This is a genomic window from Bordetella ansorpii (assembly GCF_900078315.1).
Taxonomy (GTDB): Bacteria; Pseudomonadota; Gammaproteobacteria; order Burkholderiales; family Burkholderiaceae_B; genus Bordetella; species Bordetella ansorpii.
This window is the reverse complement of sequence record NZ_FKBS01000014.1, coordinates 12,505-26,353: the sequence shown is the minus strand read 5'-3', so window position 1 is coordinate 26,353 and position 13,849 is coordinate 12,505. Positions and strand designations below refer to the sequence as shown.

Genomic DNA, 13,849 nt, shown 5'->3' with positions numbered 1-13,849 from the left:
TGTTCCCGGCGCGTGGCGCTTACTTGACCTCGGGCGGCGTCTCGAAGGTATGGAAGGGGGCCGGCGACGGCACGGTCCATTCCAGGCCTTCGGCGCCTTCCCACGGCTTGGCCGGCGCCGGTTCGCCCTTGCCTGCGAAGCTGCGAATGGCCACATACAGCAGGATGAGCTGCGACAACCCGAACCAGAACGCACCGATGGTGGCGATCTGGTGGAAGGTGGTGAACTGGGCCGCGTAGTCGGCATAACGGCGCGGCATGCCGGCCAGGCCCAGGAAGTGCATGGGAAAGAAGGTGACGTTGAACGAGATCATCGACGACCAGAAATGCAGCTTGCCGAGCTTCTCGTTGTACATCACGCCCGTCCACTTGGGCAGCCAGTAGTAGGCGCCCGCGAACAGCGCGAACAGCGAGCCCGCCACCAGCACGTAATGGAAGTGCGCGACCACGTAATAGGTGTCGTGGACCTGGATGTCGATGGGCGCCACCGACAGGATCAGCCCCGTGAAACCGCCCATGGTGAAGACGAAGATGAAGCCGATCGAGAACAGCATGGGCGTCTCGAACGTCATCGAACCGCGCCACATGGTGGCCACCCAGTTGAAGATCTTCACGCCCGTGGGAATGGAGATCAGCATGGTGGCGTACATGAAGTACAGCTGCGCCGTCACCGGCATGCCGGTGGTGAACATGTGGTGCGCCCACACGATGAAGGACAGCACGGCGATGGCGGCGGTGGCGTACACCATCGAGGCATAGCCGAACAGGCGCTTGCGGGCAAAGGCCGGCACGATGGCCGACACGATGCCGAACGCCGGCAAAATCATGATGTAGACCTCGGGGTGCCCGAAGAACCAGAACACGTGCTGGTACAGCACCGGATCGCCGCCCGCGGCCGCGTTGAAGAAGCCGGTGCCGAAGTGGCGGTCGGTCAGCACCATGGTGACGGCGGCGGCCAGCACGGGCATCACGGCGATCAGCAGGAAGGCGGTGATCAGCCAGGTCCAGCAGAACAGCGGCATCTTCATCAGCGTCATGCCGGGCGCGCGCATGTTCAGGATGGTGACGATGATGTTGATGGCGCCCATGATGGACGAGGCGCCCATGATGTGCACGGCGAAGATGGCCAGGTCCATGCCCGGGCCCATCTGCCCCGACAGCGGCGCGTACAGCGTCCAGCCCGCGGCGGTGGCGCCGCCCGGCACGAAGAACGAGCCCGTCAGCATCAGGCCCGCCACCGGCAGCAGCCAGAAGCTGAAGTTGTTCATGCGCGCGAACGCCATGTCGGAGGCGCCGATCTGCAGCGGGATCATCCAGTTCGCGAAGCCCACGAAGGCCGGCATGATCGCGCCGAACACCATGATCAGGCCATGCATGGTGGTGAACTGGTTGAACAGCTCGGGCTGGAAGAACTGCAGGCCCGGCTCGAACAGCTCGGTGCGCAGCAGCAACGCCAGCGTGCCGCCTTCGAGCAGCATGACGAACGAGAAGATGAGATACATCGTCCCGATGTCCTTGTGGTTGGTCGCGAACAGCCAGCGACGCCAACCCGTCGGGATGGGATGGTGGTGATCATCGTGACCGTGGCCGTGATGGCCGGGCGACACGTGGTCTGCGGTGACGCTGCTCATGGAGGACTCCTTCCTGCTGATCGCCGGGCTCGGTCCAGAAGCCCGGCGGCGTGTTTCTGTCTCGGGAAACTGTGTTTTTTGCCAGGAAAGCGCGGTGCTCAGCGCCCCGCCGTGACGTCCTTCGGCTGCACCACCGGATCCTGCCCCTTGCCGGCGTTGCTCCAGGCATGGCGGGTATAGGTGATGACCGAGGCGATCTCGACGTCATTCAGTTGCGGACCGAAGGCCGGCATGGCGGTGCCGGGACGGCCCTTCAGCACGGTCTCGATCTGCTTGGCCTTGGGCCCCAGGACGGTGGGGTCGCCATCGAGCGCGGGAAACGAACCCGGCACGCCCTTGCCGGTGGCCTGGTGACAGGCCACGCAGTTGGCGGTGTAGACCTTTTCACCGCGGGCCATCAGTTCGGCCTCGGTCCATTCCTTGGTGGGATCGTCGGCGTTGGCGGCCAGCTTCTTCTTCTGCTCGGCCGCCCAGGCATCGTAGTCCGCCTGCGACTTCACCTCGACCACGATGGGCATGAAGGCGTGATCCTTGCCACAGAGCTCGGCGCATTGCCCGCGGTAGACGCCGGTTTTTTCGGCGCGGAACCAGGTGTCGCGCAGGAAGCCGGGGATGGCGTCCTGCTTGACGCCGAAGTCCGGCACCATCCACGAGTGGATGACGTCGGCGGCGGTAAGCACGATGCGCACCTTCTTGTCCACGGGCACCACCAGATGGTTGTCGACTTCCATCAGGTAGAACTGCCCCTTGGGTTCGCGGCCTTCGATCTGCGCGCGAGGGGTGGACAGGTTGGAGAGGAACTTGACGCCGGCGGCGTCGCCATCGAGGTACTCGTAGCCCCACTTCCATTGGTAGCCGGTGACCTTGACGGTGAGATCGGCGCTGGAAGTGTCTTTCATGGCGACGACCGCGCGCGTGGCCGGCAGGGCCATGGCGATGACGATGATGAAAGGGATGACCGTCCAGGCCACCTCGACGCCGAGGTGTTCATGGAAGGTGGCCGGCTGGTGGCCGCGCGATTTGCGATGCGCCCAGATGGAATAGAACATCACGCCGAACACACCGACGAAGATCACGATACAGATCGTGAGCATCATCCAGTGCAACCACATCACGTCGCGGGTCATCTGCGTGACGCCTTCGTGCAGGTTCAGCTGATTGACCTTCGGCCCCCCCGGCATGTCCTGCACCTGCGCGCTTGCGGCGGTGCAAAGAAGCATGGCACAGGCGCCCAGGAACCTCCCTCTCCACTTCTTCATGCTTACCTCGTGATACGGCGCGCAGTTCTCCGGTATCTCCTGTTCAGCCGCAAGGCGGCTGCCGGCACTGTTTTTCGCGCACTGTTATTAGACGTCGGGTACTCGCCGGGGTTAAGACTACCCCATCGACTCCGCGCGAGTTCACAAGAAAACCGCGAAATTATAGCGGACACCTCTGGCCGTGGGCCGTCGCGGGGCCGGATCGCGTCTCGGCGAAAACCCCATGTCAGCCCGCTGCACTAAAATCCGCGCCATGCAGAACACCGCCATCCAGGACCCGACCGAGCAAGCCTCGCGCCTGGCCCAACTGTACGATCGGCTGGGCGCGCGCGCCCATGAACTGCCGCCGCAACTGGCGCGTCCGCTCTATATCGCCGGCCATTGCTGTGGCTGGGCGACGCATGCGGCATGCGATGCGCTGCGCGGCACCGGCCTGGCCGCCATCGAGGCCGACGCGCTGCGGCTGGGGCCCGGACTGGATCCCGGACCCGAGCTGGACGCCGTGCTGGCGCAGGTGGCGCAGACCCTGCGCGACGCCAACTGCCTGCGCGGCTGGCGCGACGAACTGCTGGAGGTGACGGCGGGGGACGTGCGCCTGGGCGTCATCGAGCGCGCCGCCATGCGGCCCCTGGGCCTGCCGACCCGGGCCGTGCACCTCAGCGCCTGGACGCCCGACGGCCGCATGTGGGTGGCGCGCCGCGCGCTCAGCAAGTCCACCGACCCCGGCATGTGGGACAGCCTGGTGGGCGGCCTGGCCGGCGCCGGCGAAGATATGGAACGGGCGCTGGAACGCGAATGCGGCGAAGAGGCGGGCCTGGATCCGCACCACCTGCACGCCCGCGAACCGCTGCGCACCATCCTGCGCATGCACCGCCGCCTGCCCGAAGGCTACCAGGTGGAAGACCTGCTGGTCAGCACCTGTGTGCTGGACGATGGCGTGCAGCCCGCCAACCGGGATGGCGAGGTGATGGAGATCGCCGCCTTGCCGGTGGAGGACGTGCTGCAGCGCGTCGAGGCCGGCGAATTCACGCTGGAAGCGGCGCTGGTCATCGTCGAGGACATCATCCAGCAACGCGCGCAGGGCCGCATCGGCTGAGGCGCTGACCGCACGGCCGCGGCGTTCAATGCGAATGCCGCGGGTCGCCGCGCGTCTCCACCACCCGCAGATACAGCGTGGCCGGCTCCAGGCAGGCGCCGGTCGACAACTGGCCCACCATGCTGCGATAGAGTTCCTGCCAGGGCGTCTGCGATTCAGGGACCACGGTCCGCATGGTGGCCGCACGGCGCTTCAGTTCATCTTCGTCCACCTGCACCGTGACGCTGCGCTGGTTCAGGTCCACGCGCAGGATGTCGCCCGTCTTCAGCAGCGCCAGGCCGCCGCCCACCGCCGCCTCGGGCGACAGGTTCAGGATGGACGGACTGGCCGACGTGCCGCTCTGACGGCCATCGCCCAGGCAAGGCAGGGAATCCACCCCGCGCTTGATCAACGCCGCGGGCGGCGCCATGTTGACCACCTCCGCGCTGCCCGGATAGCCGACCGGCCCGCAGCCGCGTATCACCAGAATGCAGTGCTCGTCGATCTGCAAGGCGGAATCGTCGATGCGGGCGTGGTAATCCTCGGGACCCTCGAACACGATGGCGCGCGCCTCGAAGGCGTTTTCATCGCCGGGCTCGGACAGGTAGGTGCGGCGGAACGCCTCGCCGACCACCGACATCTTCATCACCGCGCTATCGAAGAAATTGCCCGACAGCACGATGTATCCGGCGTGCGGCATCAGCGGCGCCTCGTAGGCGCGGATCACCTGCCGGTCATGTGCGGGCGAGGCCCGCGCGATCTCGCCGATGCGCCGGCCCGACACCGTCATGCAGTCCTCATGCAGGCGCCCCGCCGCGCACAATTCGTGCAACACGGCGGGCACGCCGCCCGCGCGATGGAAACCCTCGCCCAGGTATTCGCCCGCCGGCACGCAGTTCACCAGCAGCGGCACGTCCTCGCCCACCCGTTGCCAGTCTTCCGTCGTCAGGGACACGCCCATGTGCCGCGCGATCGCCACCAGATGCCACGGGCAATTGCTGGAGGCGCCCAGCGCGGACGCCGCGACGATGGCGTTCTCGAAGGCCTCGCGCGTCAGGATGCGCGAGGGCCGCAGGTCTTCATGCACCATGTCGCAGATGCGCTTGCCGGTGGCGTAGGCCATCTGGCCGCGCTCGCGATAGGGCGCCGGGATACTGGCGCAGGTCGGCAGCGACATGCCCAGCGCCTCGGCCAGGCAGTTCATCGATAGCGCCGTGCCCATGGTGTTGCAGTGGCCGACCGACGGCGACGACGCCGTGGCCAGTTCCATGAAGCCTTCGTAATCCAGCTTGCCCGCGGCCATCAGGTTGCGCGCCTGCCAGATCACCGTGCCGGAACCCACCCGCTGGCCTTCGTGCCAGCCGTCGAGCATGGGGCCGCCCGACAGCACGATGGCGGGGATGTCGACCGTGGCGGCCGCCATCAGGCAGGCCGGCGTGGTCTTGTCGCAGCCGGTGGTCAACACCACGCCGTCCAGGGGATAACCGTGCAGGATCTCGACCAGCCCCAGGTAGGCCAGGTTGCGGTCCAGCGCGGCGGTTGGCCGGCGGCCCTGCTCGGCCAGCGGATGCACGGGAAACTCCATGGGAATGCCGCCCGCGTCGCGTATGCCTTCCTTCACCCGCTTGGCCAGTTCGATGTGGTGGCGGTTACAGGGCGCCAGGTCGCTGCCTGTCTGGGCGATGCCGATGATGGGGCGGCCTGACTGCAGTTCGCCGCGTGTCAGGCCATAGTTGAGATAACGCTCGACGTAGATCGCGGTCATGTCGGCGTGCGTGGGATCGTCGAACCATTTCTGGCTACGCAGCCGGCGGTGGGAATCGGACATAGTCACCTCTCGTTTTGGGGAACGAAGAGGCGCCGGCGATCGGCCCGCCGCATCCTGTTTTTCTGGGCCGGCACCTGCTTCCAGTGTACACATCGGCCCTGCAAGCCGATGCTATCGATAACATCCCGAGCTTTTGTAACGTGGCTGTCGCGGCCACGGATGCATGGGATATGCTGACGTCATAACGACTCTACTGATTCCGCGCGAAGCCGCAGCACCAGCATGCCCCCCAGGAAGCCCCGCAGTACCCGCAATGGCCGTGTGACGATGCAGGACGTGGCTACGCGAGCCGGCGTTAGCGCAATCACCGTGTCCCGCGCGCTGCGTACCCCTCACAAGGTTGCCCCTCTGGTGCGCGAGCGCATCCAGCAACTGTGCCGCGAAATGGGCTATGTGCTGAATCATGCCGCCAGTGCGCTGGCCTCGGCGCGCTCGCACGCCATTGTGGTGCTGATTCCTTCGCTGTCGAACGTGGTCTTCATCGACATCGTCGCCGGCATCAAGGAAGTGATCGAGGCGCGCGGCTATCACATGCTGCTGGCCGTCACGGGCTACGGCGCGGAAGCCGAGGAAAACATGCTGCGCACGTATCTGCAGCACGCGCCCGACGGCGCGATCCTGACCGGCATCGACCACAGCGACGGCACATGGAAGCTGCTGCGCACGCACCGCGTGCCGGCGGTGCACACCATCGACCTGCTGCCGGCCGAGCACGCGGGGATGAGCGTGGGGTTCTCGCAATTCGGCGCGGGCCATGCCGCCGGCCGTCATCTCGTCGAGCGCGGCTACCGCCGCATCGGCATCGCCTGCGCGCATCCCGACCCGCGTTCGATACGCCGCCGCGAAGGCTGCCGCCAGGCCCTGCGTGAAGCCGGCCTGTACGATCCCGCGCTGGAAGTCAGCAGCCCCGAGGACACCTCGGTCGCGCTGGGCGCGCGGTTGCTGACGCAACTGCATGAGGCGCATCCGGATTGCGACGGCGTGTTCCTGTGCAACGACGATCTGGCGCAGGGCGCGCTGTTCCAGTGCGCGCGCCTGGGGCTTGCCGTGCCGCAATCGATGGGGCTGGTGGGCTGCCACGATCTGGGCGGCAGCGCCTGGACCATGCCCCCGCTGTCGACCATCGCCACGCCACGGCTGCACATCGGCGCCACGGCTGCGCGCATGCTGATGCAGCATCTGGCGGACGAGCCACTGCCGCAGCGGCACGTGGATCTGGGGTTCGAATTGAAGCAGCGCGAGACGACCTGACGGCGGCTGCGCGGCCGTTTCACGCAAAGCCCCGCCCGGCGTGCTCCCGCCGCCCTCCGCGAAGGAATGCCCCGGTGGCCGGGCATCCGGGCCCTCGCGCGAAGACGCCGGCGGCGGACGGGTCAAGGCAACTGTTGCGCCATTTTCTGGTGCTGCTTCCACACCTCGATGGCGCGCAGGCGCTGCTTGGCCACCGTCTGGATTCGTTCGCGCAAGGCTTCGTCCCGCGCCAGCAGCGCGTGGAAATCCCGCGCCGACAGCATCAACAGCTTGCTGTAGCCCAGCGAGGTCACATCGGGATTGACCTGCTTCTCGCCCAGCAGGGCCAACTCGCCGAAGAACTCGCCGCTGCCCAGTTCGATGGTGGTGCCGTCAGGCAGGTGCACGGCCACGGCGCCCGAGGCCACGATGCACATTTCCTCGCCATGACGGCTGGTGCCGCCCAGCACCGGCTGGTCGGGCAGCGCCAGGCGCGGCCGCAGCAGGCGGCAGATGGCGCGCAGCGAGTCGGCACTGAGTCCTTCGAACAGGGGCACGCGCTTGACCAGCTCGGCCGCCCCCATCTCCATGTCCAGGCCGGAATGATGGTCGATGTGTTCCCAGCGGTCCTTCAACTGCGCCATCAGGTCGGCATAGACCTCGCCGCTGATCAGGAACTGGTCGAGCATGCCTCGGTAACGCAGGCGCTCGAGCTCGCGCGCGACGCGCCCCAGATAGCTTTCCTGCAGCCACAGCGCATACGAAGGGTATTGCAGGTTGAGCGCCTGCAGGGCGTTCTCGATCAGGTCCAGCCGGCGCTGGTGCGCCCCCACGATGCGCTGCGCGGCATCCTCGCCCAGCAAGGGCGCAATCTGTTCGCGCGAGAACTGCATCAGCCGCTGCGCCACCGAGCGCTTGGTCATCAGGTTGGAGAAACGATGCGCCAGTTCGCGCGCCAGCCACGACTTGAAGCCGAAGGTGTAGTGCAGCCGCAGCGCCATGCGAAACCCCGGCGAGTAGCGCACGTCGGCCTCGATGGCCGCTTCGAACCCTTGCAGGCCGCCCACGCGAATGGCGTCCTCGAGCCGTTCGGCGCGCGCCAGCAAGGTCTCGGCCATGCGCCAGTCGACGATCTGCGCCTTCAGGATGTCGAAGAACATTTCCTCTTCGCGCCGCGCCACGATGCCCAGGCCCACCGCCACGCGCTGCTCCAGGCTCATCAGGTTGACCTGGCTGTCGTGCACGCTGGCCAGGCTGGCATCGAACACCGCGTGGATGCGCTCGCTGGCCTCGGGGCTGATGTGATCGGTCTTGGCGATCTCGTCGGCCTTGCCCTGCAAGTCTTCCAGGGCGATGGACAGCGCCTGGTTGCGGATGGTGCGCTCGACGGGCGACAGCTGGTTCAGGCCCAGCATGCGGATCAGCGGACGCAGGCTGATGCCGTTGATGAACAACGTCATCAGCACGAAGCCCGTGGTGGCCACGGCGACGAACTGGCGGGCCTCTTCGGGCACGGCTTCCTGTTCGGTCACCGCCAGCGCCAGCGCCAGCGACACGGCGCCGCGCAGGCCGCCCCACAACATCACGGTCTTGTAGGGATTGCTGACCTTGGTGCCCAGCCGCGTCAACCCGAGCATGGGCAACAGCCCGAACACCACGATCGCGCGCGCCACCAGCGTCGCCACGAACAGCAGCGCCACCAGCAGCAGTTCCTGCCAGTCGGCCGCTTCCATCAGGCGGGGAATCAGCATGGAAGCGAACAGGAAGATCAGCGAGTTGGCCCAGAAGCCGAACTGCTCCCAGGCGCTGGACAGGTATTCGAACGTGGCCGGCGACATGCGCGTGCGGCCCGTGGAGCCCACCACCAGGCCCGCGATGACAGTGGCCACGACGCCCGATACGCCCAGATAGTGCTCGGAGATGAAGAAGGACAGATACGCCAGCGTGAGCGTGAGCGTGATCTCGGCCGTGGGAAAACCGCGCAGCCACACGAACAGGTAGCAGGCGCCGCGGCCCATCAGGTAGCCGGCGATGCCGCCACCGATGAAGGTGCGCAGGAAATCGCCCACCACGTCGCCGACGCCGACCTTGCCCGAACCGCTTGCCAGCGCGGCCAGCAGCACCGAATACAGCGCGATCGACGCCGCGTCGTTGAACAGGCTCTCGCCTTCGACCAGCGTGGTCAGGCGCTTGGGCGCACCCACTTCGCGAAAGATGCCGACCACCGCTACCGGATCGGTGGTGGCCACGATGGCGCCCAGCAGCAGGCACACGATCAGGCCGTACGACGACACCGCGTTCATCGTGAAACCCACGAAGATGGTGCACACCACCACCGCCACGATGGCCATCATCAGGATCGGCCCGATGTCGTCCATGAGGCGCCGCACGTTCATGGCCAGCGAGGTCTCGAACAGCAGCACCGGCAGGAACACCATCAGGAAGGTCTCTGAAGAGATCTCGAAGCGTTCGATGCTGTCCAGCATGTCGCCCAGCACCGGCGGCGCCCAGCCATGCACGTGCACCACGATCCCCAGCAGGCACCCGACGATGGCCAGCAACACCGAGTAGGGCAGCTTCAGGCGGCCAGCCAGCGGCGGCATGAAACACACCAGCGTCAGCAGACCTGCCAAGCCGAAGACAATGAGACCGACATCCATGTGTGAATTCTTTTCCGGGAAAGGCGCGTGCGACGCTAAAGGATAGCGGTTTTTTGTCCACCGACCGCCCGCGCGGGGCGGATGGCAGAGACATTGCGCGGCGACCTTTGGTTACGGCTGCGCACACAGCAAGACCTCTTTGCCGTGCTTTCTGGCTAATGTGCTGGAATCAACCCAATACCGCTGGAGAGGCCATGTCCGCCGCCCACGTCACCCCGATCGATGAACAACCCGCGCTGCTGATTCAGTTGACAGACATGCATCTGATGGACGAGCCGCACGCGGAAATGCTGGGCGTCGACACCGAAGCGAGCCTGAAGGCCGTGCTGCGGCAGGCCGTGCGCGAGATGCCCGATGCGCAACTGGTGATGGCCACAGGCGATGTGGCCCAGGACGGCAGCCGCGCGGCCTACAGGCGCCTGCGCGGCCTGTTGGGTCAACTGGGCACGACCGTGCGCTGCCTGCCCGGCAATCATGACGACGTCACCGCCATGCACGCCGTGCTGCCCGACTGGACCACGCCGATCACCGACGTCGGCGCATGGCGTGTGGTGATGCTGGACTCGACGGTACGCGGCTCCGACGCGGGCCATCTGGACGACACCCAGCTCGACCTGCTGGACCAGGCCGCAGCCACCGCGGGCGATCGCCACATGCTGGTGGCGCTGCATCACAACCCCGTGCAGATGGACAGCGACCGGCACGACACGATGATGGTCGACAACCCGATGGCGCTGTTCCAGCGCCTGGCGGACATCCCCCAGGCGCGCGTGGTGCTGTGGGGCCATGTGCACCGCCAGTTCGACCGCCGCCGCCACAATCTGCGCCTGTTGGCCTCGCCGTCGACGTGCTTCCAGTTCGCCGTGCACAACGGCCGGCACACGCTGGACGGCGCCGCGCCGGGATATCGGTGGCTGAAGCTGTATCGCGACGGCTCGCTGGCCACCGGCGTGCGGCGCCTGCATCCCGCCACCTGGCATGCGCTGTGCAACGCGGCGCAACCTCGCGCGGCATGACGCGCATGTCGTAGCGTGTCGTTATCGCAGGATTATTGAAAATCTGTTTTGCAAAAGCCAAGGCCCGCATTATCGCGGGCCTTCTGTCATTTATTGTCCGGGCACACCGACAATAGAAACCGCCCCCACGCTGCGCCTGCGGCTTGCCGCCCCAAGGCGCGCTTTCTTACCGTGGAACAGCCAGGCAATAAAAAACGGGGCATCGGAATACCGATGCCCCGCAAGCATCCGTCTCATAGGGGAGGGGAAAGAGGAGAAGCCGAGACGGACGACAAGACTGCCGACAGGGAATTGCTCCCAACTCATGCGGTCTACGTAAGTTAGTCTGTGCCGGCGCGGCAAAGTTTCCCGGTTCGATAAAAAAATCGTCGCCGATTTTGTATCAATCCTTTAGTCCAGGAAAATGCGCCGCCCCTTTATGCGGCTTGCAGCGTGCCGCGCATTTTCTTCAGCGCGGCGGTTTCGATCTGGCGGATACGCTCGGCCGACACGCCGAACTCGGCGGCCAGTTCGTGCAGCGTGGAGCCGCCATCGTCCTGCAGCCAGCGCGCCTCGATGATGCGGCGCGAACGCGGGTCGAGCGCTTCCAGCGCGCTGGCCAGACCAGCGCCCTGCATGTCGTCGTGAGCCATGCGGGCCAGCACGCGCGTGGGTTCCTGGCGACCCTCGTCGGACAGGTACGAGATCGGCGCGAAGCTGTCGTCGTCATCGTCCTGGTTTTCCAGCGACAGGTCGCGGCCGCTGAGGCGCACTTCCATTTCGCTGACGTCTTCGCGGCGCACGTTCAGTTCGCTGGCGATGTGATCGACCTGATCCGGGTCGAGCGAATGGCCGTCGGGACGCATGCTGCGCAGATTGAAGAACAGCTTGCGCTGCGCCTTGGTGGTGGCCACCTTGACCAGGCGCCAGTTGCGGATGACGTATTCGTGGATCTCGGCCTTGATCCAGTGCACCGCGAACGACACCAGGCGCACGCCGCGCTCGGGGTCGAAACGCTTGACGGCCTTCATCAGGCCGACGTTGCCTTCCTGGATGAGATCGGCGTGCGGCAGGCCATAGCCCAGGTACTGGCGCGCGACAGACACCACCAGCCGCAGGTGCGACAGCACCAGTTCGCGGGCGGCGTCCAGGTCGTCGTGGTCGTGCAGACGGCGGGCGAGTTCGTGTTCGCGCTCGGGGGTCAGCACCGGCAGGCGGTTGACCGTGGAGATATAGGCATCGATGGTGCCGAGCGCGCCCGGATTGGCAATCGCCAGCGCCAGGGCGTTGCCGGAGGGGGCCAACGAACTACTGGGTTGCTTCATGATTGCGGCCTCCAGGGGGAAGGTGGATACGGACAAGGGATGTTAGCACTCTCGTTTGTCGAGTGCTAATTCGACCGTACAGTCTGTAGGGAGTTCCGGAGAACGGCCTTCCGCCCGCCGGTTTTGTGTGTCCCTGATTACCAGCCCTGCTGCTTCAGGCCCGCCTCGGTCGCGGCATCGGCGGGGCGGATGAACAGCGCGCCGCGCGGATCCAGATAGACCTCGTAGCGTGCGCCGTCGAACATGGGCATGTAGGCCGCGCTGCCGAATTGCACGTCCACGAAGGGCAGCCAGTTGGGGAACGTGCGCTTGAGTTCGCCCAGGTCGGGTACGGGCCAGTCGTCCAGGCTATGGACCGAGCGCGGCGCGGCGCGCTCCTTGTCGGCGTCGCCGTAGCGGCCCGACAGGCGCTCCAGCCGGTACAGCGGCTCGGCGCCCGCCAGCATGGCGGGCAGGCGCCAGCGCACCACGCGGGCATCGATCTGCCACTGGTCGCCATATAAGGTGTACTCGCTGGGCTCGCCCCCCTGAGGCTGCATGCTGACCAGGAAGGTCTGCTCGTTCTGCCGCACCATCTTCACCGCGGCGACCGGCTTGTCGGCCGTCAGGCGGTAGAACTGCACCAGGGAAACGGCCAGCAGGCCCGACACGCAGGCCAGGGCCACGATCAACAGGCCGAACAGCCGGCGAACCGGCCGCAGGCGGAAGACCTTGCGGCCCATGTCGTCGCGCGGGCCGCCGCGGCCCAGCAGCATGCCCAGGCCGATGAGCAAGGCAATGATGGCGCCCAGAGCAAACCAGGCAAAAGGGGCGAAATCGATCACGGGGCGCAAGCTCCTTGTACCGCGGCAAGCCGGAGCCAGCCGCCTGGGGCCTCAGTATAAGGAGAGGCCTGCCCTGCGAAGGTTATCCGAGACGCTCGGCGTGAAACCGGATGTGATCCTCGATGAAGGTCGAGATGAAGTAGTAGCCGTGGTCGTAGCCGTCGTGGCGGCGCAGCGTCAGCGGCTGGCCGGCCTGCTGGCAGGCGGCCTCGAACGCCTCGGGATGCAGTTGCTGGGCCAGGAAGTTGTCGGCCAGGCCCTGGTCGACCAGGATACCCGCCGGGAAAGGTGCCTTCATGCCCTTCATCAGTTCGGTGGCGTCGTAAGCGGCCCATTGGGCCCGGTCTTCGCCGAGATAGCCGCCGAACGCCTTGTGGCCCCAGGGGCACTGCGAGGGTGCGGCGATGGGCGCGAAGGCCGACACCGAGCGGAATTTTCCAGGATTGCGCAGCGCCAGGACCAGTGCGCCGTGGCCCCCCATCGAGTGGCCGAAAATGCCGGCGCGGGCCGGGTCGCCCGGCAGCTCGCCGCAGGCGATGCCATGCAATTCCTCGACCACGTAGCTATACATCCGGTAATGGGTTTTCCAGGGTTCGGCGGTGGCGTCCAGGTAGAAGCCCGCCCCCGTGCCGAAGTCCCAGTCGGCGTCCTCGCCCGCCACGCCCGCGCCACGCGGGCTGGTGTCGGGCGTCACCAGCATCAGGCCATGCTGCGCCGCGAAACGCTGCGCACCCGCCTTTATCATGAAGGTTTCCTCGGTGCAGGTCAGGCCGGCAAGGAAGAACAATACCGGCAGGCGTGCCTGCGGCAGGCGCCCGGCCTCGGCCTGCTCGGGCACGAAGACCGAGAAACGCATCGGCAGGCCGATCTGGGCCGATTGATGGCGGTAATAGCGCTGCCAGCCGCCGAAGCAGCGATGTTGCGAAACCAGTTCCAGGGAAGTCGTCATGTCGGTTCTGCCGGGTTGCGTCGGGGGATCAACGTCCAGCGGACAGGCTGGCCGTGCATCGTTCGGTCTTCATG

The 13,849-nt window shown here is 66.3% G+C and carries 10 protein-coding genes; 3 read left to right on the top strand and 7 right to left on the bottom strand.

The annotated features are described in order from the left end of the window. Positions 1-19: 19 nt before the first annotated feature. A complete protein-coding gene (gene ctaD, locus A7W11_RS07730) occupies positions 20-1,630 on the bottom strand; it encodes a cytochrome c oxidase subunit I (protein WP_066410446.1) in 1,611 nt (536 codons plus the stop codon). Between the two features lie 98 nt (positions 1,631-1,728). After that, the gene (gene coxB / locus A7W11_RS07725) at positions 1,729-2,889 is read right to left on the bottom strand and encodes a cytochrome c oxidase subunit II (RefSeq protein WP_066410445.1); all 1,161 of its coding nucleotides are present in this window, start codon (positions 2,887-2,889) and stop codon (positions 1,729-1,731) included. 253 nt (positions 2,890-3,142) lie between these two features. Between coxB and A7W11_RS07720 the strand changes: the two genes are divergently transcribed. Beyond that, entirely contained in the window at positions 3,143-3,985 is an 843-nt protein-coding gene (locus A7W11_RS07720; RefSeq protein ID WP_235816874.1) for an NUDIX hydrolase, read from the top strand. A gap of 25 nt (positions 3,986-4,010) precedes the next feature. Here the strand turns inward: A7W11_RS07720 and A7W11_RS07715 are convergent, their stop codons facing one another. Further along, entirely contained in the window at positions 4,011-5,792 is a 1,782-nt protein-coding gene (locus A7W11_RS07715) for an IlvD/Edd family dehydratase (RefSeq protein WP_066410444.1), read from the bottom strand. Between the two features lie 222 nt (positions 5,793-6,014). Between A7W11_RS07715 and gntR the strand changes: the two genes are divergently transcribed. After that, positions 6,015-7,043, top strand: coding sequence for an HTH-type transcriptional regulator GntR (gene gntR, locus A7W11_RS07710; protein ID WP_066410443.1), 1,029 nt, complete (start codon positions 6,015-6,017; stop codon positions 7,041-7,043). A 122-nt stretch (positions 7,044-7,165) separates the two neighbouring features. Here the strand turns inward: gntR and A7W11_RS07705 are convergent, their stop codons facing one another. After that, positions 7,166-9,682 (bottom strand): cation:proton antiporter, encoded by a 2,517-nt coding sequence (locus A7W11_RS07705; protein WP_066410442.1) that lies wholly within the window; start codon positions 9,680-9,682, stop codon positions 7,166-7,168. Between the two features lie 194 nt (positions 9,683-9,876). Between A7W11_RS07705 and A7W11_RS07700 the strand changes: the two genes are divergently transcribed. After that, entirely contained in the window at positions 9,877-10,698 is an 822-nt protein-coding gene (locus A7W11_RS07700) for a metallophosphoesterase (protein ID WP_066410441.1), read from the top strand. Between the two features lie 416 nt (positions 10,699-11,114). Here A7W11_RS07700 and rpoH read toward each other — a convergent pair whose 3' ends face one another. From rpoH to fghA, 3 genes are all read right to left on the bottom strand, one after another. Next, positions 11,115-12,002, bottom strand: coding sequence for an RNA polymerase sigma factor RpoH (rpoH, locus tag A7W11_RS07695; protein ID WP_066410440.1), 888 nt, complete (start codon positions 12,000-12,002; stop codon positions 11,115-11,117). 137 nt (positions 12,003-12,139) lie between these two features. Next, positions 12,140-12,826, bottom strand: a complete 687-nt coding sequence (locus A7W11_RS07690; RefSeq protein WP_066410439.1) for a hypothetical protein — start codon at positions 12,824-12,826, stop codon at positions 12,140-12,142. 82 nt (positions 12,827-12,908) lie between these two features. Continuing rightward, a complete protein-coding gene (fghA, locus tag A7W11_RS07685) occupies positions 12,909-13,775 on the bottom strand; it encodes an S-formylglutathione hydrolase (protein WP_066410438.1) in 867 nt (288 codons plus the stop codon). Positions 13,776-13,849: the final 74 nt, after the last annotated feature.

Excerpts from the sequence above, each read along its gene's own strand:
- ctaD (WP_066410446.1), bottom strand. The coding sequence starts at position 1,630 with ATGAGCAGCGTCACCGCAGACCACGTGTCGCCCGGCCATCACGGCCAC.
- coxB (WP_066410445.1), bottom strand. The coding sequence starts at position 2,889 with ATGAAGAAGTGGAGAGGGAGGTTCCTGGGCGCCTGTGCCATGCTTCTT.
- A7W11_RS07720 (WP_235816874.1), top strand. The coding sequence starts at position 3,143 with ATGCAGAACACCGCCATCCAGGACCCGACCGAGCAAGCCTCGCGCCTG.
- A7W11_RS07715 (WP_066410444.1), bottom strand. The coding sequence starts at position 5,792 with ATGTCCGATTCCCACCGCCGGCTGCGTAGCCAGAAATGGTTCGACGAT.
- gntR (WP_066410443.1), top strand. The coding sequence starts at position 6,015 with ATGCCCCCCAGGAAGCCCCGCAGTACCCGCAATGGCCGTGTGACGATG.
- A7W11_RS07705 (WP_066410442.1), bottom strand. The coding sequence starts at position 9,682 with ATGGATGTCGGTCTCATTGTCTTCGGCTTGGCAGGTCTGCTGACGCTG.
- A7W11_RS07700 (WP_066410441.1), top strand. The coding sequence starts at position 9,877 with ATGTCCGCCGCCCACGTCACCCCGATCGATGAACAACCCGCGCTGCTG.
- rpoH (WP_066410440.1), bottom strand. The coding sequence starts at position 12,002 with ATGAAGCAACCCAGTAGTTCGTTGGCCCCCTCCGGCAACGCCCTGGCG.
- fghA (WP_066410438.1), bottom strand. The coding sequence starts at position 13,775 with ATGACGACTTCCCTGGAACTGGTTTCGCAACATCGCTGCTTCGGCGGC.